Consider the following 19058-nt stretch of genomic DNA (forward strand, 5'->3'; position numbering starts at 1 on the left):
CATGCCGCGCACCATCCTCATCGCCGACGACGACCCGCATATCCGCCAGCTGCTCGCCTTCGCCTTTGCCAAGGCCGGGCTCGACACGATCGAGGCGGACGACGGCGAGGCCGTGCTCGATCTGGTCGACAGGCACCGCGTCGATCTGGTGGTGCTCGACATCAACATGCCGCGGATGGACGGGCTCGAGACCTGCCGGCGGTTGCGCGCTGCCGGCGACTTGCCGATCCTGTTCCTGTCTTCGCGCGACGACGAGATCGATCGCGTGCTCGGCATCGAGCTGGGCGCCGACGATTATGTCGTGAAGCCGTTCTCCCCCCGCGAAGTGGTGGCGCGATCGATGGCGATCCTGCGCCGGGCGAGCGCAAGGCCGCCCGAAACCGACGAAGGGCGGCGGATCGAGCACGGCCGGCTCGCGCTCGATATCGACGGGTGGCGCGCCAGCTGGGCGGGCGCCGAGATCGTATTGACCGTCACTGAATTTTCGATCCTGCGCACGCTGGCGGTGATGCCGGCCAAGGTGTTCAGCCGCGACGCGATCATCGACAGGCTGCACGGGCCGGGCTTCGCAGTGACCGACCGGACGATCGACAGCCATATCCGCAATTTGCGCGGCAAGTTCGCCGGGGTCGGCGGCACCGACGTGATCGAGACCCGCCCCGGCGTGGGATATCGGCTGGGGAGCTGTACGGGCGCGGGCGCTTGATCGGCGCGCTGAAGACGGTCCTCAAACGGCACTGGCCGGCGCTAAGGCTGCGGACGATCCTGTTCGGCACCTTGCTGTTCACTGCCGCGCTGCCCGGTGTGGGGGCGCTGTTCCTGCGCGTCTATGAGAATACCCTCGTGCGGCAGACCGAAGCGGAGCTGATAGCGCAGGGTGCCGCGCTCGCCGGTGCCGCGCAGGCGCTATGGCCTGGCGCTGCGCCTGCCTCCACCGATCCACGGCCATGGCGCCCGGAGGCATCGACGATCGACCTGCGCACGACGGGAGTGCTTCCCGAACGCCCGCCGGCGCTGGCGCGAACCGTACCGCCCGATCCCGATGCGCTGGCGATGGCGCGCCGACTGCATCCGATCCTCGCGGCCACGGCACGCACGACGCTCGCCTCGATCCAGTTGATCGACCGGGGCGGCGTGGTGCTGATCGGCCACGATGCCGGCGGCTCCTATGCGCAATTGCCCGAGGTCGCGGCGGCGCTGAAGGGCAAAGTCGACACGGTGCTGCGCACCAACGGCGGTTATAGTCAGCGTTACGCTTTCGAATGGCTCAGCCGCGCCTCGTCGCTCCGGATCCACCATGTCCGGCCGATCATCGCAAACGGGCGCGTGGTCGGCGCGTTGCTGCTGTCGCGTTCGCCGCGGGCGTTGTTCCGCGGGCTCTATGACGATCGCGGCAAGATCCTGCTCGGTATCGCATTGATCTTCGTCGTGCTGCTGGTGCTGACCGGGCTGTTGTCGCGCGGCATCGCGCGGCCGATCGAGGCGCTCGGCGAAGCCACCCGCGGCGTCGCCAAGGGCACCGGTTCGGTGCCCGAGACGCCGGTCACCGCCGCGATCGAGATACGCGTGCTGTTCGAGAATTTCGGCGCCATGGCCGCAGCGATTGACCGCCGCTCGCGCTATCTGCGCGATTTCGCGGCGTCGGTGAGCCACGAGTTCAAAACGCCGCTCGCCGGCATCTCGGGCGCGATCGAGTTGTTCGAGGATCATGGTGCGGCAATGACGCCCGCCGAGCGCGAGCGCTTCCTCGGCAACATCAAGGCCGACGCCGCGCGGCTGTCGCAACTCGTCACCCGGCTGCTCGATCTCGCCCGCGCCGATATGGCGCAGCCCGGCCCCGATGTCGCGGACGATGCGCTGGCGGCGGTTCGCCGGGTCGCCGATGCGCATGACGGGCCGGGATTCCGCGTGGGGGTTGCGTCCGCGCCGGTGATGCCGCTGGTTGCAGTGCAAGCTTCGACCGTGGAGGTGGTGCTCACCACCTTGATCGAGAATGCGCGTCAGGCCGGCGCCACCGAAGTGACGATCGACCTGCGGCGCGGTGATCAGGATCTAGAGATCGTCGTGACCGACAATGGCCGCGGCATTGCGCCCGGCGATGCCGAACGTATCTTCGAGCCGTTCTTCACCACGCGGCGGGCGGCGGGGGGCACCGGGCTCGGCCTCGCCATATCGGCGTCGCTGCTCGGCGCGGAGCGCGGCCGCCTCGTGCTCGAACCCGGCGGGGAGCGCGGCGCGCGCTTCACCGTTGCGTTGCCGATCGTTCGCGACGCCATCGCGCGCCCGTCAAGGCGTTGACGCGATTTCGAAGATGTAGATCGTCGGTCCGCCGCGCAGCCCGGACACGGGGGCGATGACGTGCCGCAACGTGCTTCCCCGGGTCAGTTCGGCATAGCGCTGCCATTCGGCGGCAAAGCGCGTTCTGTCGTCGCGATAGCGGTCGTAATGGCTCAGGATTACAAAGCGTGCCCGGCAGCCGGGGAGGCGAAAAAGCGCGACGCTGCCCAGATCGACGAGCGGGCTCCCCGAGCGCCGGTTCTCGGCTTCGCCGTAGCGGATGCGGCCGGCGAGCGCGGCGCGGGCGTCGATGCAGCCGGCGGTGCCGAGCGGGAACAGCAAGCGCCACGGCCCCGGGATGAGGTCGATCGCGGCGTGCTCGACGAGGATGCTGCTCTCCGGCGGGATGTGCGTGCGCGCCCAGGCCGATGCGAGCTGACGGGTGTCGTTCGCCCGCGCGACGGCCCTTGCCTGCGCGGCCGACACCATCGGCACCATCAGCAGGAGCACCGCTATCGGTTCGAGCGCGCGCAGCGGCCGGCCCGACCACGCCCGCAGCACCTCGGCAAGGCAAGTGATCGCATATCCCGCGGCAATCGCGGCGATGGGCAGCAGCGGGATCAGCCAGCGTTCCCAGCGCAGCGCCTGGATGCCGATCAGCATTACGAAGGCAGCGACCCCCGGCAGGACGGCGATCGCCGCGACCCGGTTGCGCACCGGCAGCAGGACCGCGCCGATCCCCGCGAGGACGAGACCCGCTGCGCCGAAAGAGCCGAGCAACGGGTCCGTCAGATACCAGCGGAGATTGACGAGCAGGCCACCGCCGGTGGCGCCCGGATGGATCGGCCGTGCCTCGCCGGTGAGGTTGCGGAGGACGGTGGAATAGTCGAGCACCAGATAGGGAGAGGCGAGTAGCAGGGCGCCCACTGCCGCGCCGGCGAACACCAGCAATTTGCGCGCGTCGCGGTTGCCGCGGGCGATACGCCAGATCCCGACTGCGACGGGGCTCAACGCGATCGTCGCGGCGGGCCATTTGGTCGCGCAGCCGAGCCCGACGAACAGGCCGGCGAGCAGATAATCGCGCAGCCGGCCCTTCTCGGCGATCGCGATCGAGGCGAACAGGCAGAGCAGCATGAAGATGCTGACCTGGATGTCGGTGCGGATGACTTGCGAATAATCGATGTGCACCGAATTGACCGCGAGGAAGGCGGCCGCGATCAGACCGGTGGTAGTGCCGCCGATCCGCCGCCCCAGCCGCCAGGTCAGGTAGACGCAGACCACGCCGCACGCGGCGATGCACAGCCGCGCCGGGAGAAACAATATTCCCGGGTCGGCATATACCGCGCTCACGAAGGCGTCGGTATCGGCATAGCGGCCGGTCGCGATGCCGAACCCGCCGACGACCAGGCTGATCAGGGCGAGGCAATAGAGCGTGATCGTGCCCGGGTGGCCGAACCAGCCAGGGTTCAGGCTATGGTTCCGCAGCATCTCGACGGCGGTCATCATGAACAGCGGCTCGTCGGGATCGTTGAGCGCGGGAAGTCCGAACCCGATCCCGCGCACCCGCAGCCCAGCCGCGAGCAGCAATATCAGCAGCAATATGCCGCGCTGCATCCAGGAATCGCGATCCGGCTTACGGACTGGGGGAGAGGGGTACGTCATCGTGCTGAAGTGATGACGTGGAGTGAAGATGCGAACCGTAATCCTGGCCGGCGGTTTGGGCACCCGGCTTGGCGAAGAGACGTCGGTGCGGCCGAAGCCGATGGTCGAGATCGGCGGCATGCCGATCCTCTGGCATATCATGAAGATCTATTCGTCGAGCGGTTTCAACGACTTCGTTGTTTGCCTCGGCTATAAGGGCTATCTGATCAAGGAGTTCTTCGCGAACTATTTCCTCCACACCTCCGACGTGACGATCGACTTGCGCGGCGGCAACGGCATGGAGATCCATTACGCGCGCAGCGAGCCGTGGCGGATCACCCTGGTCGAGACCGGCGCGACGACGATGACCGGCGGCCGGCTCGCGGCGATCCGTCCCTATCTCGATCCCGACGAGCCCTTCTGCTTCACCTATGGCGATGGCGTCGCGGATATCGACGTCGGCGCGCTGGTCGACTTCCACAAGGCGCACGGGCTGCGCGCGACGATCACTTCGGTATCGCCCCCCGGCCGCTTCGGCGCGCTCGAGTTCGATGCGGGCAAGGTGGTCGATTTCAAGGAAAAGCCGGCGGGCGACGGCGGCCAGATCAATGGCGGGTTCTTCGTCGCCGATCCTTCGGTGCTCGATCTGATCGACGGCCCCGATACCGTGTGGGAAGCGGGGCCGCTCGAGCGGCTCGCGCGCGGCGGCGAGTTGATGGGCTATCGGCACGAAGGGTTCTGGCAGCCGATGGATACGCTGCGCGACAAACTCTATCTCGACGAATTGTGGAAGTCGGGCGACGCGCCGTGGAAGCGCTGGTGAATAGCTGGCGCGGCCGCCGGGTTCTCGTCACCGGCCATACCGGTTTCAAGGGCAGCTGGCTGAGCCTGTGGCTGCATGCGCTCGGCGCCGAGGTCACCGGCTTCGCGCTGCCGCCGCCAAGCGAGTCGAGCCTGTTCGCCGCGGCGCGCATCGATGAACTGATCCAGCATCACGAAGGCGATATCCGCGACCTGACCGCAGTCCGCGCGGTGGTCGAGGCGTCGCGGCCCGAGATGATCTTCCACCTCGCCGCGCAGCCTCTGGTGCGGCTCTCCTATCGCGAGCCGGTCGAGACCTACGCCACCAACGTCATGGGAACGGTGCATCTGCTCGAGGCCGCTCGCCGGACCCCCGACGTCAAGGCGATCGTCTGCGTCACCAGTGACAAATGCTATCAGAACCGCGAGTGGATCTGGCCCTATCGCGAGAGCGACCCGATGGGCGGGCACGATCCCTATAGCAGCAGCAAGGGCTGCGCCGAGCTGGTCGCCGCCGCGTATCGCAGCTCGTTTTTCGCCGACGGCCCGGCGCTCGCCACGGCGCGCGCCGGCAACGTTATCGGCGGCGGCGACTGGGCGACCGACCGGCTCGTGCCGGACCTGATCCGCGCTTTCGAAGCCGGTGCCGCGCCGCTGATCCGCTCGCCGGATGCGGTGCGTCCGTGGCAACATGTGCTGGAGGCGCTCGGCGGCTATCTGCTGCTCGCCGAGCGGCTGCTCGCAGGCGAGCGGCGCTTCGCCGAAGGCTGGAACTTCGGTCCTTCCGACGAGGACGCGCGGCCGGTGTCGTGGATCGTCGAACGCATGCGCGCCACCTGGGGTGAAGGCGTCGCCGCGATCGCCGACACCGGCCCGCGCCGGCACGAGGCCGGCCTACTGCGTCTCGACAGTTCGAAAGCCCGCGCCGCGCTCGGCTGGCAGCCGATGCTGCGGCTGGAGCAGGCGCTCGGCTGGATCGCTGAATGGCACAAGGCCGTCGGCGGGGGTGAAGACGCGCGCGCGATCACGCTGCAGCAGATCGCCGACTATCAGGCGCGCGCAGCAGGACAGGCATGAGCCGCCGCCGCGCTATCGAAATCAACGGGAGGACCAGTGCGTGCTGAAGAAGTTGTCGGGGGAATTCACCCAGCGCAGCGATAGTGAGGCGGACAATGACGCGCGCCTGTACGCGCTTGCCCGCGCGCGGCACCGCGAAGGCGGCTTCGGATCGCACTGGAACCATCACAGCACCGTGTTCATGAAGCGCCAGGTGCTGTCGCGGCTGCTGTACGAGGATCATCTCTATCGGCGGATCGTCAACGTGCCGGGGGTAATCTGCGAATTCGGCGTGCACTGGGGGGCGACGATGACGACCCTGTGCAACCTGCGCGGCATCCACGAGCCGTACAACCATTCGCGCACGATCGTCGGCTTCGATACGTTCAGTGGGTTCACCGGCGTGCACGACGCCGATGGCGGCTTTTCCAGCGACGGCGACTATTCCACCTCGACCGGCTATGAAGCCGAACTCGCCGAGATCCTCGCCTTGCAGGAGAGCTTCTCTCCGGTCCCCCAGATCCAGAAGTTCGAACTGGTGAAGGGCGATGTCGTCGAGACTTTGCCGAAATGGCTCGATGACAATTCCCATGCTGTCGTCGCGATGGCGATCTTTGATATGGACATCTACCAGCCGACCCGCGCGGCGCTGGAAATGATCCTGCCGCGGCTGGTCAAGGGCTCGCTCCTCGTGTTCGACGAGATGGTCTGCAAGCATTTCCCCGGCGAGACCCAGGCGGTGATGGAAGTGCTGGGGCTCAACAATCTGAAGCTCGAGCGCTTCCCCCACCAACCCTTCTGCGCCTTCGCTGAGTTCGGGGCGTAGCTTTATCCAGCGGCGGGCGTCCGCGCGAAGGTCTGGATATTGCCCAGCCGTACGCCGACAGCCTTGCTGGGCAAGGGCAAGCGGTCGACCTTGAGCCCCAGCGCCCAGGCGGCGTTGAGCGCGAGGAAGTCGATCGGGAAATAGTTGAGGCTGCGCTCGACCGCGACGTCGGCAAAGCCGGCCTTGCCCAGCAGCGCGCGCATCGTGCCCGGATTGTACACTTCGGGATGCTGGAGGCAGAAGGGCGGCCAGCGGACGCCCATCGCCTTGCGCAGCAGCGACTTCTCGTTGTGCGTGACGATCATCAACGTGCCGCCCGGTGCCAGCTTGGCGCGGATCTGGGTCAGCATCGCCAGCGGATCGAGCATGTGATCGAGCACATGGATCATCACTGCCAGCCCGACCGACCCGTCCGGCACCACCGAGATGTCGTCCATTTCGGGCTGCAATATGGTCGGCTTGCCGCCCGTCGCCGAACGCAGCGCGTCCCAGATCGCGCGGTTCGGCTCGAACAACCAGAAATGGTCGAAATCACCCACTGCCGCCGCCTCGCGGACGACGTGGCCGGCGTCGGGGCCGATTTCCAGATAGCCGCCGGTCAGCGGCGCAAGCTCCGCGGCCCGATTGAAATAGCCCCGCTGCGTGGCGATGATCGAATCGTCGGCGACGATGTGCATGTTCGGCGCCATGTCGGCGTAGAGTTCGGCGAGCTGGGCGTCGTGGAAATAGACCGGGTTGAACAGCAGGCCGCAATCCGCGCAGCGGTGGTAACTGAAGAACGGCTTTTCCTTCAGTCCCGACCAAAAACCGCGCAGCTCCGCGAAGCCGAGCGCCTCGGCGCGGCGGCGGCTATGCGCTTCCTCGCGCGAGTCGGCAGCGCCGCAAAGCGGGCAGGGGCGGTGCAGGAATTCGGCTGTCATGCGGTGCGCTCCGCCGCGCGGAAGGTCACGCGGCTGTGCCAGAACCAGCTGGTGGCGATGACGATCAGATTGAAGCCGGTCTGGACCACCGAAGGGTGCGCCCCGGCAGTTTCGACGAGCAACGGCAGGATCGCCCAGTTGGCGGCATAGTTGAACAGATAGAAGCCCGAAAAGGCGCCGAATTCGCGCGCCATGTTACCCTGGGTGCGGAACACCCCGTATTTGTAGGTCACATAGGCGAAGAGGAGACAGGCGACCTGCGCGATGCCCAAAGCCGCCAGATAATGCGTGCGCATCAGCGGCACCGCCCACAGCAGCAGCGGATAGAAAGTCAGGCCCACCAGCGTGTTGAGCCCCCCCGCGATGAGGAAGCGCAACGGGCGCCCGCCGATGCGGGCCTGCATCCCGGCGATCCGGCGCTTCATTCCTCCTCCAGCAGCGCGATGCGCATATTCTCGCGCAGCATCTCGCGCGGGAGAAACGGCGAAAGGTCTTCCAGCGGCGGGGAAGTTATCCGCCCGTCGGGATGCGCTCTCGCGCTGAGCTTGGGGGCGAAGCCGACATGCTCGTCGATCATGATCTCGCAGAGCACCGGCCCATCCGTTGCCAGCGTGGAAGCGATCGCGCCGGGCAAGTCGTTGTGCGATTCCGCACGGAAATAGGCGAAGCCGAACGCCGCGGCGAGCTTGGCGAAATCGGGGAAGGTGACGTTGCTCTTGGGCCCGCCGCCCACCTCGACGCCGTTGAAGAAATTGCGCTGCGTCTGGAAGATCGAGACATAGCCGCTGTTGTTGATCAGGAAGATCTTCACCGGCAGGCCATAACCGGCGATGGTCTGCATCTCCTGCAGGTTCATCATGATGCTGCCGTCGCCGGCGATCGCGATCACGCGCTGCTTGCCGCCGGTCGCGGCGCAAACGCCGATCGCGGCGGGCAGGTCATAGCCCATCGTCGCACAGCCCGAATTGGTCCACAGCCGCTGGCCGCGCTTGATCTCGGCGGCCTGAAAGCTGACCACGCACGCGCTGCCATTGCCGGTGACCACCACATCGTCCTCGCCGAGCTGCGCGAACAATGCTTCCATCGCGACATAGGGGTGCACGGTCGGGCCGTGATTGCGATATTCGGGGAGCACCGCCGGAAAATTCCACACGCGCTCGCGGGACCATTCCAGCCATTCGTCGTGCGCGGACGTCGGCCCTTGATAGGGCGCCTGGAGCAAAGCAGGGATCAGCTCGGCGAGGTCGGCGACGACGGGCATGTCTGGCACCACCGTCGGCTTACGCAGCTCGAGCGGATCGATGTCTACCCAGATCTTGTACGCCTCGCGCGCGAAGGTCTTCCAGTTATAGCTGACCTGCCGGATGTTGAGCCGGCTGCCGAGGATCAGCAGCAGATCGGCGCTCTGAGTGACCATGTTGCCGCCGCGATCGCCCACGCTGCCGGGGCGCCCTGCATAAAGCGGATGCGCGTTCCACAGCACGTCGTGCGCGTTCCAGCCGGTGACGACGGGTACGCCGAGCTTCTCGATCAGCCGCAGGAACCCGGCATGCGCGCCGCTCAACCGTACGCCGCTCCCGGCGAACACCACCGGGCGCTCGGCGTTGCGCAGCTTGTCGAGGATAGCGGCCGCGGCGGCATCGAGATCGGTCGCCTTCCATGGCTCTTCCAGCTCGGCCGGATCGAACCCGGCCAATTGTGTCGGGTCAATCTTCGCGGCCTGCACGTCGAGCGGAATGTCGAGCCAGACCGGGCCGGGGCGACCCGAAGTGGCGAGATACAGCGCCTTTTCGAGATGGTAGCGGATGCTGAGCGGGTCGGTGACCATCGTCACATATTTGGTGATCGGCCGGACGAGCTCCTCGATATCGAGCTCCTGGTCGCCGAACTGGCGCAGCGGCAGCCCGGTGGCGCGGACGGTGGTCTCGGTCTTCACCTGTCCCGAGATCACGAGCATGCCGATCGAATCGACATAAGCGCCGTAGACCCCGGTGATCGCATTGGTCCCGCCGGGCCCCGAAGTGACGTTGACCACCGCGAGCCGGTTGGTCAGCCGGTAATAGGCCTCCGCTGCCATCGACAGTGCCTGCTCGTGATGGGTGAAGGTGGTGGCGAGCTTGGGGTGTGTCCCCAGCGCATGGTTGAGATGCATCGCGCCACCGCCGGTGATCATGAAGACATGGCCGATGCCGTGCGCGGCGATCCGGTCGGCTACCCAGTCGGCGAGCTTTACGAGAGTCATGGTTTCCATCCGTTGGAGAGCGCCGTGCGGCGAATCGCGTCGTCGAGTCCCACCGTCGCGGCGACGCCGAGCTCGGCGCGGGCGTGCGCGGTCGAGGGCACGTAGCGGCCTGGATTCCAGCCAGGATCGGGGCGCCCAAGAATCTCGACGCCGGGACCGCCGAGCAAGGAAGCGGTCCGCCGGGCGAGATCGGCGATCGACACCGCCTCTTCCGAGCCCATGTTGCAGACCATGCCGGGCTTGCCCGCGATCAGCAGCGTCCACAGCCACACCACGAGATCGGCGGCGTAGAGGTACGAGCGCACCGCCTCGCCCGATCCGACGACGCGGATCGTCCGGCCCTGCATCGCGTCGCGGATGAAATTGCCCGCGGCGAAATGGGTATCGAGCGAGAGCAAGGGACCGAGCAACGCGAAGATGCGCGCATTGACGATTTCGAGGCCGAATTGCTTCGCGTAGATCGCGCACAGCATCTCGGCGGCGCGCTTGCCCTCGCCGTAAGCCGAGAGCGGGTCGCAGGGATCGGGGCCGCCGCGCCAGTCCTCGGCGACGTGCGTCACCTGCTGCGGCTGCGCACCATAGACCGCGCCCGAACTCAGGAAGAGGAAGCGGACGGCATTGCAATCCATCGCGAGATCGAGCGCGCGTCTTGTGCCCGCGACGATCGTGTCGAACATTCGCCGAGGGTCGTTCGCGTTGAGCGCGGCGCTCGCATCGGTGGCGGCATGGATGACGTGGGTATAGTCGCCGGCGCGCGCAGCGAAGCTGGTCACATCGCCGGCGACAAGCCGAAAGCGCGCGGCGAGATGCGGCACCCGCGCCGCGAAGCCCTCGGGATCGCGGCTGAGCAAAGTCACCTCCGCGTCGATGCCCGAACGGGCGAGCGCTTCGAGCATCCACCGGCCGATGAACCCGGTGCCGCCGGTCATGAAGATCCGCGCGCCCGAAAGCCGCGGCCAGAGCAAGGCGAGCGCCTTGTCGATCGTCGCCAGATCCTGTTCGAAGATCATGCCGGCGCCAGCCCCAGCGACGGACGGTGCGTGCGGTGGGCGCGGATCACCCGCACGATGCTGTCGAGCGCGAGTGCCCAGAGGATCAGCGCGACCAGCCCCGGCCGCACGAAATGCCCGACCGCCAGCCCGAAATTCGGGGTTACCGGCCGGCCGCTCAGCCAGCTGTTGGTGGCAAGCTCGAGCACGGTCGAGAGTGGCCAATCGGTGACGAGGCACAGCAGATAGGCGCAGACGATCGCGACGATCGGACCCGGCCCCTTCCACGGCTCGAGCAGCACGAGGAACAGCAGGAAGGTCTGGGTGTAGCCCCCCGGCGACTGGGTCACCAGATAGGCGGCGAGCAGGATCGTCGATACGCGGTGGAGCGGCAGCGCTTTGGGCTGAAGCCACGCCCCCGCCAGCGCGAGCAGAGCCACGGCCTGGCTCGCGCGGATCACGATCGGCACGACGAACTCGATCGTCTCGACGGTGCGCGACGGCACGAATTGCAGCACCGGGATCTGGGAATTTCGAATCATCAGGAACGGCGCGTAACTTGTTGAATAATGGATCTCATTCCACACTTGCCCGCTCTGGAAGACGACCCAGTTGGCAGTATTGGCGACCAGCTCGATCGGTGTGCCCGCGCCGACGATCGCGAGGGTGACGAGGTAGGCGATGATCGTCACGATCGCCGACAGCTCGAGCGACCGCCAGTCGCGCTTCACCGCGTAAGCGAGCACCGGGAGCAGCAGATACGGCTTGAAGTTGATCGTCGCTCCCGCCGCCAGCCAGCGCCACGGCCCGCGCGTCACCAGCGGGCCATGCGCGATCACGAAGCAGGCGAAGGCGACGAGGATCAAATTGCCACGCTCGAGCGTGAACAGCAAAGGCAAGCCCAGCCCGAAAGCGATCGTCCGCATCGGCGCGGTGCGCGGATCGGCGCGGCGGAAGCTCAGCCAGACGAGGGCGACGTCGAGCAGATAGAATGCGAGGATGACGCCTTTGCCGAGCCAGTCGCAGTCGCGCGCATGGAAGGGCGACTGGAGATAGCAGCCGGGCACGCTGAACAGGTCGAGGAACACGAACGACAAGGGCGGATAGATGCTGCGCCAGACGTCGTACGCGCCGGGGCGGTTCGCCCAATACGCGGTGTTGAACCAGTCCATGAAGGTGTCGTTGGTGTCGAACACGAAGGGCTGCGGCAGATAGCCCGTCTCGCGAAACGCCAAAGCGGTGGCGATCACGCTCGCCAGCACGGCGAGCGCGAGCAGCAGCTCGGGCAGCAGGCGCAGGCGTGCCCTCACGGCCGCCGGATCAGGGTGCGCGCGGCGGGCCGGCGGCGCTCGGGCGGAAAGTTGATTCGTTCGGCCTCGATCACCAGCGGCACGTTGCGGCTGCGCTCGGCGAGCATGCGCACCTGGTCGCCGATCAACCCGAGGAACAGCAAGACCACCGCGAACATCCCGAAACCCAGCGCCAGCCCGAGCAATGCGAGGTTCGGTCCCGTGACCAGTCCTGCGACCAGCGTCAGCAATGCGATTCCGGCGGCGAGCAAGGCGAGCAGGATCGGCAGCCGCAGCAGCGACCTGGCCGATCCCGCCAACCCGGAGAGCGCGAAGGAGGCAAGCGAGCCCAGGCCGTTCTTGCTCGTCCCCGCGGCGCGCTCTGGCCGGTCGACCGGCACGATTGCGAGCCGGAAGCCGCTCTCGACCAGCATGCCGCGAAAGAACGGTTCGGGCTCGTTCCACGCCGCCAGCGTGTCCACCACCTCGCGATCGAACAGCCCGAACCCGGTCGCGCCGGGGATCACCGGAGTGTCGCCGAACTTGCGCAGCAAGGCGTAACCGAGCCGACGGACCGCGCCGAGCACTGGCGATGCGCGCTCCGACCGGCGCTGCCCCAGCACGATCTGCGCACCGGCGCGCCACTGGCGGACGAATTCGCCGATCATCGCGGGCGGATCCTGGAAATCGGCGCACATCCCGATCACCGCCGCGCCCTCGGCCTGGTAGATGCCATAGGTCGGCGAGCGCATCTGGCCGTAATTGCGGTTGTTGAAGATCGCGCGGATGCGCGGGTCCTCCGCGCAGAGCGCGCGCATGTGCTCGCGGGTCGCGTCGGTGGACTTATTGTCGATCAGCAATATCTCGTGCGAGCGCACCTGCCGCGCCGCCTCGGCGGTCACCGCGGCGCAGATCGCGCGGACATTCTCTTCCTCGTTGAAACAGGGGATGACGATCGACAATTCGGGGATCATTGTCCCGGATCCTTGCGGCCGAAGCGCAGATCGATGCCGGTCGCGGGCGCGTAGATTTCGGTGAACAAGGCGAGGGCGATCAGCAGCGCCAGCAGCGCCACCGCGGGGATGTTGTATTTGCGGTCAGGATCGAGCCGCGGCGCCTCGATCAGCTGGACGTCCGATGCGGTCTCCGCGGCGAGCGTCTCCACCGCGACCTCTTCGGAAGAGCGCGCATAGACCTCGTACAGCGCCTGGGCGAAACGATAGTCGCGATAGAGGTTCAGATACTCGCCCGAAACCTCGGAGAGACCCGCGACGTTGGGGCCGGCGACGCCGGCGCTCGGGCTCGCGGTCCTGGCGATCTGTTCGCGCAGCGAGGCGACTTCGGATTGCACCGCCTGGAGCTGCGGATTCTCTTCGCCCTGGAAGCGCTGGAGCGTCTGCAATTCGACGAGCTTGGCCTGGAGCTGCGCCTCGAGCCCAGCGCGCAGCGACAGCGCCGAGCCCAGCTGTGCCTCGGGCTCGGCCAGGCGGTTGCGCCGGCGGAAGGCATTGAGCGCGGTTTCGCTTTTCACCACGCGACCAGCGGCTTCCTTGAAACGCTGGAGCACCACGTCGCGTTTGCGGCGGACCCGGTCGCGGCCCAGCGCGATGATCCGGTCGCTGATGGCCTGCACATACGCGCGCGTCATCGCCTCGGCTTGCCGCGCGTCGTGCGTGCGCGCCTCGACTTCGACGATCCCGCCGGTCAGCGAGTGGATGTCGACCTTCTTCGCCAGCGCGACCCGGGCGCGGTCCTGGCTCGCATAGCCGTTCGGCCCGACCAATTTGAGCTCGCTGATGACCGCGTCGGTGACTTCGGTGCCGCGCGAGATCGCCAGGTACATGTCGATCGGCTGCTTCGCCCCGCCAAACAATGCGGCGAAGCCCTGGAGCTGCCCGCCCAGCGCATTCATCATCGAGCCGAGCCCGATGCTGTTATTGTCCTGCGGCACCAGTTTCGCGCGGGCGACGTATGGCTGCGGGAAGAAACACAGCAGCGCGAGGACCAGTGCCAGCACTGCATAGCCGATCCGCCGCTGGCGCGGCTCCCGCACGAACGCGACCGGGCTCATTCGGCGAGACTCTTGATCGTAGCCGCGCCGACCAGTCCGCCGAACAGCGTACTCGTGATATCGCGCAGCCGCGCCCAGAATTCGCCGCGATTGGCGTCGATCGGCACATAGACGAGGTCGCCGGGCAGAGCAGGTGCGCGCAGCACGCGCTTGCCGTCGGCAAGCACCGTGCCGTTGGCGCGCACGACGAAGACTTCGCCCTTGTCGCCGAGCTTCTGCACGCCGCCCGCGAGGCGGATGAAATCGCCGACCGTGACGCCATCGCGATAGGCGAAGGAGGCGGGCGTCGGCACCGCGCCGAAAACGCCGACCGTCACCGGACGTGGCGGGACATAGATGGTGTCGTTGTTCTCGAGGATCAGCTCGCCGGGCAGCGTATCGGCGGTGACCGGCAAATCGAACACCAGCCGCCCGCTGGGTTTGCGTTCACGCAACTGATCGACGATCGAGCGGACGAGCGTGAGATTGGCCGGCTGGACGAGTTGGGCGCGGTTGGCCGAGGTCACCGGCTGCGAGGTCAGCAGCAATTCGACGTCTTGAACCGCGCGGTCGAAGCTCTGCTGCTGTTGCGCCTTGACGCTCTCGCGGGTGATCACGCTGGCGTAGGGGAAGGCCTGCGTGGTCAGCCCCCCGGCCTGCGCCACCACATCGGCCAGCCGCGTTCCCGGCTTGAAATAATAGCGGCCGGGCTTCGACACCTCGCCGCTGATCGTCACGAGCACCGATTGCTGTTCGAGCGGGCGGGCGATGCCGACATTGGAGAGCACGCGCACGATGTCGCCGCGACGGGCCTTGCGCGTCATTGCCTCGGCTGCGCTCAATTCGTCCCAGCCGCGTTGCTCGCGGCCGAGCGAATCGAACACCATCAGCCGGCTCGAATCCGCCACGGTGTTGACTCCGCCGGCATGGAGGATCGCGTCGCTGACTGTCTCGTCGGGAGCCAGTTCGTAGATTGCTTCGCGATTGATGCTACCGATCACCGCGACCTGTTCGCCGGCGGGTGCGATGTAGAGGACGTCGCCATTCTGGAGCACGGCATCGCCGCTGCGATCGCCCTTGAGCAGCAGATCGTAAAGATCGAAGTCCGAGACGAGGCGGCCGCCGCGGCGCAGCTGGATCGAGCGGAAGCTGCCCCCCGCGGCCGGCCCGCCCGAGGCGAGCACCGCGTTGACCAAAGTCGACAGGCTGCCCACGGTGTAGGATCCGGGCGCCGCGGCGAAGCCGGTGACGTAGACCGTCACGCCGTGCAGCCGGGCCACCGTCACTTCGAGCTGGAAGCCGCGATATTGCCGCGACACACGACGCGCGATCACGTCATGGACATCGCCATACCGTACTCCGGCCACCGTGATCGCGCCGATCCGCGGCACGAAGATCCGCCCCTCGCTGTCGATGGTCAGCCGGAGACTGGCCGCCTGGACCGAGCCGGTCAGGCCGAGCAGCAGCTCGTCGCCTGGGTTGAGGCGATAGTCGGGCGGCACGGTGGCGCTCGGCCCGGCAGTGAAGTCGCGGGCACCCGGCACGAGCAGATCGGCGCCGAACCGGCGCAGCGACATGCCCGCGGCTGCCGAGACGTAGCGCTCGAATTCGCTCGGCGGCGTCGGGTTAAGCGGAGCGCTCCGCGGCCCCTGCTCAGGGGAGGTCTGAGAATCCGTGGCCGGCGCCTCGATCACCGTCGGTTGATAGGGCGTGACCTCGGCGGGCGGGATCGCCACCTGCGCCGCCCCGGCGCGTCGGGCGAGCGGATCGGCTTGTTGCTGTCCCCCGGCAACCGGGGGCGCGAGCTGCGCAGTCGCGGGCAGGGGTGTCGCGGCGAGGACACCGGCGAGAAGCTTCCATCGGACAGTCATGCGGTCTGAGAATCCAGTTCAATGTCGGCGACGGAGCCGAGCAGGATGTCGGCCGCGCGTTCCCACTGCGTCTCGCTGGCGGCGGCGAGGACACCCACACCGCTACCGCCGGCGCGGTACGGGGAGCGGTCCCAATGCGTGATGTGGCCGCCAGCCTCGGTGAGGAACAGCGCCCCCGCGGCATGGTCCCAAGGCAGGATGCGCTGGAACAAAGCGATGTCGTCGGTGCCGAGCGCGAGCCGGGGATAGCTTTCGGCCGCGCAGCGGGGGACGGCGACGATCTCCAGATCGTGATCGGCACGGGCATGGACCTGCGCGCGTCGATCGGGCGCGAGGAAATGGGTGCCGAGCGCCGCGCGCGGCCGCGACGCGCCGGTCGGCCGGGTATGGACCGGCACGCCGTCGCAAGTTGCGCCTTCGCCGCGCGCCGCATGGCACAGCCGCCCGCTCAGCGGATCGAGCATCCAGCCGGCAAGCGGAGCCCCATCCTCGACTAGCGCGATCATCATGCCGAACGGCTCCCGCCCGGCAGCGAAATTGGCGGTGCCGTCGAGCGGATCGATCAGCCAGACCAGGCCGTTGCCGACATGGTCGAGCAGCGCCGGATCGCGCTCGGCCGCTTCCTCGCCGACGATGCGCGCGCCGACGCCGAGTGCCGCCAGCCCGTCGTGCAGCCGGAGTTCCGCCTCGCGATCGGCGATCGTGACGATCTCCCCGGCCGACTTGATCGCGATTTCGTGTCCCGCGAGCGCACGGAAGCGCGGAAGCACCACGTGCGCGGCGACGGTGCGCAGCAGCGCGGAAACCTCTTCGTGCAACGACATGGATGCGATCAGGCGGCCACGCTCGCCAAACGTCCGATCGCGGCGCCGCCACTTCGCTCCTGGATCATCCGGATGCGCGACAGATCCTCGTCGGCGATCGCGCGATAATGATCGCGCTTATTCTCGAGCCACGCCAGCTCGAACGCGACGGCATTGGCGATGCCGGCCTCGAACAAGGGCGATTCCGCCGCCGCGCCGTCGAAGATCACCTTGCGCGTCTCGAAGCGATCGAGCCGCACGCCGCGGATTTCGCGCAGTGCCGGACCGGCCTCTGCCGCGACCGAGCCGCCGACCACCAGGGTTAGGTCATTTGCGGCGCAGGCCTTTGCGACCTGAAGGACCGCGTCGGTGATCTCGCGGTCGTTGATCGCAGTACGCGCCAGCCCGCGCGACAGCGTGAAATCGACGCGGCCGAAGACGATCCCGTCCAGCTTCGCCTTGGCGATGGGCAGCATCGCGTCGAGATTGCGCAACGTCGCTTCGGTCTCGAGATTGAACAGGAACTGCGCGCCCTCGGCATTGTCGCCATAGGTCTTCGCCCTAGCCTCGGCGAACTTGGTCAGGGCATAGGGAGTCTCGACCATCGGTGCGATGATATGATCGACGCCGTAGAGCTTCGACGCGAGCAGATCCGACACTGCCTCGCACCCCCCGATCTTGAGCGCGACCTTCAGATCGGCGCGATGTGCGATTTCGAGCAGGCGCAGGAATTCGTCCGGACGGGTGCCCTCCGCCTCGAACTCCGCCTTGACCGCGACGACGCCGTAGCGGTCACGACCTTTTTTGAGCATGTCGAGCATGCGGCGTTCCGTGGCATTCATCCTCGCCTCCCTGGTTGATAAGCATGTACTGACGGGGAGTGAGACGGAGCCTCGATCGGGTTCCCGCAACGTTTCGGCGCCCGGAATTTTTTTTCGCCCGGACCTTACGGGTCGGCGGAACCGGCTCCGTCAGAACAATGATGCCCGGCCTGTTGCCCCTCCATCTGGCCCTTGCGCTCTTGTCCTCCCCGGACCCTGGACCAGTGGCGCCGGGCATCACCGAACTTCCCGGCGGCAACAGTCCCATCTTTCGAGATCGCGTGGTCGACGCGACGCCGGCCCCGACGCCGCGGATCGAGCCCGAGCATCGCGATCCGCCGGCGGTCCGCGTGGTGCTTCCCAAGCTCTCCTCGCGATTTGGACGGCGCGGCGATCCGTTTCGGAAGACCGCTGCGATGCACTATGGCCTCGATATGCCCGGTCCTCTCGGGACGCCGATATTGGCGTCGGCGCCCGGCGTGGTGCGCTTCGCCGGCAGGTCGGGAAGCTATGGCGAGATGGTCGAGATCGATCACGATGGCGCGCTCTCGACGCGCTATGCCCATCTTTCGAGAATATTGGTGCGCCCTGGCGCCCGCGTCGAGCGGGGGCAGGCCGTTGCCTTGATGGGATCGACCGGACGCTCGACCGGTAGCCACCTCCATTTCGAAGTGCGCATCGGCGGCCGCGCGGTCGATCCGCTGCCCTATCTGGGGCCCGGAGCGCTGGATCCGGGTGCGGAGGCGCCGGCTTCGGCCAAGGCTTGGATCGCGCCCGACGCGCCCCATATCTCGGCCTTCGCCCAGGCGCGTGCCGAGCAATTGCAGGGACGCGCCTTTTGAATCGCCATGGAATCTCCTTTGCAGCAGCAGGTCGGTTTTCGAGTCCCGAATATCGCAGCAAGGGGTTGGCAAATGCCCCGGTGCGTGCCTTGCCGCGCGTGATGAATCGAGACGACGATATCAGCGGACTCCAGCGCGTCATCCTGAATGAGCGCAGCCGACTGTTGCGCTTCCTCGCAGCGCGCGGGATGAGCGATGATGCGGAGGATGCGCTGCACGATCTGTGGCAGCGGGTGGCAGCGACACCTGCCCAGCCGATCGCCGACCCGCTCTCCTATCTGTTCCGCGCGGCCGAGAATCTGGTCCGTGATCGCCGCCGCTCGACCGTGAGCCGCGATCGCCGGCATCAGGACTGGCACGAGACCAGCGGGCCGAGCGAAGAGCAGCCGATGGGTGAGCGCGCGCTCATCGCCCGCGAACGGCTGCGCGAGGTCCAGTCGACGCTCGCCACGTTGGGGCCGCGGGTCGAATTGGTGTTTCGCCGATGCCGGCTCGACGGGCTCGGCCAGGTCGCGATCGCGCGCGAGCTTGGCGTCAGTTTGAGCTCGGTCGAGAAAGATCTGCAAAAGGCCTATCGCGCGCTCGCGCAGCTCAGGGCGAAATTCGATGCGGAATGATCGCGCCGGCTCC

At 67.2% G+C, this 19058-nt stretch carries 18 protein-coding genes; 7 read left to right on the forward strand and 11 right to left on the reverse strand.

Annotated features, from left to right (window positions below; translation table 11 throughout):
• Position 1 precedes the first annotated feature (1 nt).
• Both CVN68_RS01765 and CVN68_RS01770 read left to right on the forward strand, forming a co-directional pair.
• Positions 2–706, forward strand: a complete 705-nt coding sequence (locus tag CVN68_RS01765; RefSeq protein ID WP_233503520.1) for a response regulator transcription factor — start codon at positions 2–4, stop codon at positions 704–706.
• Entirely contained in the window at positions 703–2298 is a 1596-nt protein-coding gene (locus CVN68_RS01770) for a sensor histidine kinase (RefSeq protein ID WP_100280681.1), read from the forward strand. Before CVN68_RS01765 ends, CVN68_RS01770 begins: the two co-directional genes overlap by 4 nt.
• Here the strand turns inward: CVN68_RS01770 and CVN68_RS01775 are convergent.
• Positions 2287–3891, reverse strand: coding sequence for an ArnT family glycosyltransferase (locus tag CVN68_RS01775; protein WP_158298657.1), 1605 nt, complete (start codon positions 3889–3891; stop codon positions 2287–2289). The genes CVN68_RS01770 and CVN68_RS01775 overlap by 12 nt on opposite strands.
• 76 nt (positions 3892–3967) lie before the next feature.
• On the opposite strand from CVN68_RS01775, the gene rfbF reads away from it, so the two are divergent.
• From rfbF to CVN68_RS01790, 3 genes are read left to right on the forward strand one after another with little or no spacing between them, the layout of a single operon-like run.
• Positions 3968–4741, forward strand: coding sequence for a glucose-1-phosphate cytidylyltransferase (rfbF, locus tag CVN68_RS01780; protein ID WP_100280683.1), 774 nt, complete (start codon positions 3968–3970; stop codon positions 4739–4741).
• Positions 4738–5796 (forward strand): CDP-glucose 4,6-dehydratase, encoded by a 1059-nt coding sequence (gene rfbG, locus CVN68_RS01785; protein ID WP_233503521.1) that lies wholly within the window; start codon positions 4738–4740, stop codon positions 5794–5796. The genes rfbF and rfbG overlap by 4 nt, the downstream gene beginning before the upstream one ends.
• 40 nt (positions 5797–5836) lie before the next feature.
• Positions 5837–6601, forward strand: coding sequence for a TylF/MycF/NovP-related O-methyltransferase (locus tag CVN68_RS01790; protein WP_100280684.1), 765 nt, complete (start codon positions 5837–5839; stop codon positions 6599–6601).
• A gap of 2 nt (positions 6602–6603) precedes the next feature.
• Here CVN68_RS01790 and CVN68_RS01795 read toward each other — a convergent pair whose 3' ends face one another.
• From CVN68_RS01795 to CVN68_RS01840, 10 genes are read right to left on the reverse strand one after another with little or no spacing between them, the layout of a single operon-like run.
• Positions 6604–7521 carry a class I SAM-dependent methyltransferase gene (locus CVN68_RS01795; protein ID WP_100280685.1) on the reverse strand — a complete coding sequence of 306 codons (918 nt, stop codon included), beginning with the start codon at positions 7519–7521 and terminating at the stop codon, positions 6604–6606.
• Positions 7518–7946, reverse strand: a complete 429-nt coding sequence (locus CVN68_RS01800; protein ID WP_199560180.1) for a GtrA family protein — start codon at positions 7944–7946, stop codon at positions 7518–7520. The genes CVN68_RS01795 and CVN68_RS01800 overlap by 4 nt, the downstream gene beginning before the upstream one ends.
• Positions 7943–9763 (reverse strand): thiamine pyrophosphate-binding protein, encoded by a 1821-nt coding sequence (locus CVN68_RS01805; RefSeq protein WP_100280686.1) that lies wholly within the window; start codon positions 9761–9763, stop codon positions 7943–7945. Before CVN68_RS01805 ends, CVN68_RS01800 begins: the two co-directional genes overlap by 4 nt.
• The gene (locus CVN68_RS01810) at positions 9760–10773 is read right to left on the reverse strand and encodes an NAD-dependent epimerase/dehydratase family protein (protein WP_100280687.1); all 1014 of its coding nucleotides are present in this window, start codon (positions 10771–10773) and stop codon (positions 9760–9762) included. Before CVN68_RS01810 ends, CVN68_RS01805 begins: the two co-directional genes overlap by 4 nt.
• On the reverse strand, positions 10770–12062 hold the full coding sequence (locus tag CVN68_RS01815; RefSeq protein WP_100280688.1) for a hypothetical protein: 1293 nt from the start codon (positions 12060–12062) through the stop codon (positions 10770–10772). Before CVN68_RS01815 ends, CVN68_RS01810 begins: the two co-directional genes overlap by 4 nt.
• Positions 12059–13015 (reverse strand): glycosyltransferase family 2 protein, encoded by a 957-nt coding sequence (locus CVN68_RS01820; RefSeq protein ID WP_100280689.1) that lies wholly within the window; start codon positions 13013–13015, stop codon positions 12059–12061. The genes CVN68_RS01815 and CVN68_RS01820 overlap by 4 nt, the downstream gene beginning before the upstream one ends.
• A complete protein-coding gene (locus CVN68_RS01825) occupies positions 13012–14112 on the reverse strand; it encodes a capsule biosynthesis protein (RefSeq protein WP_100280690.1) in 1101 nt (366 codons plus the stop codon). Before CVN68_RS01825 ends, CVN68_RS01820 begins: the two co-directional genes overlap by 4 nt.
• On the reverse strand, positions 14109–15962 hold the full coding sequence (locus CVN68_RS01830; RefSeq protein ID WP_100280691.1) for an SLBB domain-containing protein: 1854 nt from the start codon (positions 15960–15962) through the stop codon (positions 14109–14111). The genes CVN68_RS01825 and CVN68_RS01830 overlap by 4 nt, the downstream gene beginning before the upstream one ends.
• Positions 15959–16786 carry an inositol monophosphatase family protein gene (locus tag CVN68_RS01835; protein ID WP_100280692.1) on the reverse strand — a complete coding sequence of 276 codons (828 nt, stop codon included), beginning with the start codon at positions 16784–16786 and terminating at the stop codon, positions 15959–15961. Before CVN68_RS01835 ends, CVN68_RS01830 begins: the two co-directional genes overlap by 4 nt.
• Positions 16787–16794: 8 nt before the next feature.
• The gene (locus tag CVN68_RS01840) at positions 16795–17607 is read right to left on the reverse strand and encodes an aldolase/citrate lyase family protein (RefSeq protein ID WP_233503522.1); all 813 of its coding nucleotides are present in this window, start codon (positions 17605–17607) and stop codon (positions 16795–16797) included.
• A gap of 203 nt (positions 17608–17810) precedes the next feature.
• Between CVN68_RS01840 and CVN68_RS01845 the strand changes: the two genes are divergently transcribed.
• Positions 17811–18428, forward strand: a complete 618-nt coding sequence (locus CVN68_RS01845; RefSeq protein WP_233503523.1) for a M23 family metallopeptidase — start codon at positions 17811–17813, stop codon at positions 18426–18428.
• A gap of 101 nt (positions 18429–18529) precedes the next feature.
• Positions 18530–19045, forward strand: a complete 516-nt coding sequence (locus CVN68_RS01850; RefSeq protein WP_100284158.1) for an RNA polymerase sigma factor — start codon at positions 18530–18532, stop codon at positions 19043–19045.
• The last annotated feature ends 13 nt before the right edge of the window (positions 19046–19058 follow it).

This window comes from Sphingomonas psychrotolerans (genome assembly GCF_002796605.1).
Classification (GTDB): Bacteria; Pseudomonadota; Alphaproteobacteria; order Sphingomonadales; family Sphingomonadaceae; genus Sphingomonas; species Sphingomonas psychrotolerans.

Bases quoted from the DNA above. Each gene is read 5' to 3' on its own strand.
- rfbF (WP_100280683.1), top strand. From the start codon at position 3,968: ATGCGAACCGTAATCCTGGCCGGCGGTTTGGGCACCCGGCTTGGCGAA.
- CVN68_RS01825 (WP_100280690.1), bottom strand. From the start codon at position 14,112: ATGAGCCCGGTCGCGTTCGTGCGGGAGCCGCGCCAGCGGCGGATCGGC.
- CVN68_RS01765 (WP_233503520.1), top strand. From the start codon at position 2: ATGCCGCGCACCATCCTCATCGCCGACGACGACCCGCATATCCGCCAG.
- CVN68_RS01830 (WP_100280691.1), bottom strand. From the start codon at position 15,962: ATGACTGTCCGATGGAAGCTTCTCGCCGGTGTCCTCGCCGCGACACCC.
- CVN68_RS01835 (WP_100280692.1), bottom strand. From the start codon at position 16,786: ATGTCGTTGCACGAAGAGGTTTCCGCGCTGCTGCGCACCGTCGCCGCG.
- CVN68_RS01805 (WP_100280686.1), bottom strand. From the start codon at position 9,763: ATGACTCTCGTAAAGCTCGCCGACTGGGTAGCCGACCGGATCGCCGCG.
- CVN68_RS01850 (WP_100284158.1), top strand. From the start codon at position 18,530: ATGAATCGAGACGACGATATCAGCGGACTCCAGCGCGTCATCCTGAAT.
- CVN68_RS01840 (WP_233503522.1), bottom strand. From the start codon at position 17,607: ATGAATGCCACGGAACGCCGCATGCTCGACATGCTCAAAAAAGGTCGT.
- CVN68_RS01810 (WP_100280687.1), bottom strand. From the start codon at position 10,773: ATGATCTTCGAACAGGATCTGGCGACGATCGACAAGGCGCTCGCCTTG.
- CVN68_RS01820 (WP_100280689.1), bottom strand. From the start codon at position 13,015: ATGATCCCCGAATTGTCGATCGTCATCCCCTGTTTCAACGAGGAAGAG.
- CVN68_RS01800 (WP_199560180.1), bottom strand. From the start codon at position 7,946: ATGAAGCGCCGGATCGCCGGGATGCAGGCCCGCATCGGCGGGCGCCCG.
- CVN68_RS01795 (WP_100280685.1), bottom strand. From the start codon at position 7,521: ATGACAGCCGAATTCCTGCACCGCCCCTGCCCGCTTTGCGGCGCTGCC.
- CVN68_RS01775 (WP_158298657.1), bottom strand. From the start codon at position 3,891: ATGCAGCGCGGCATATTGCTGCTGATATTGCTGCTCGCGGCTGGGCTG.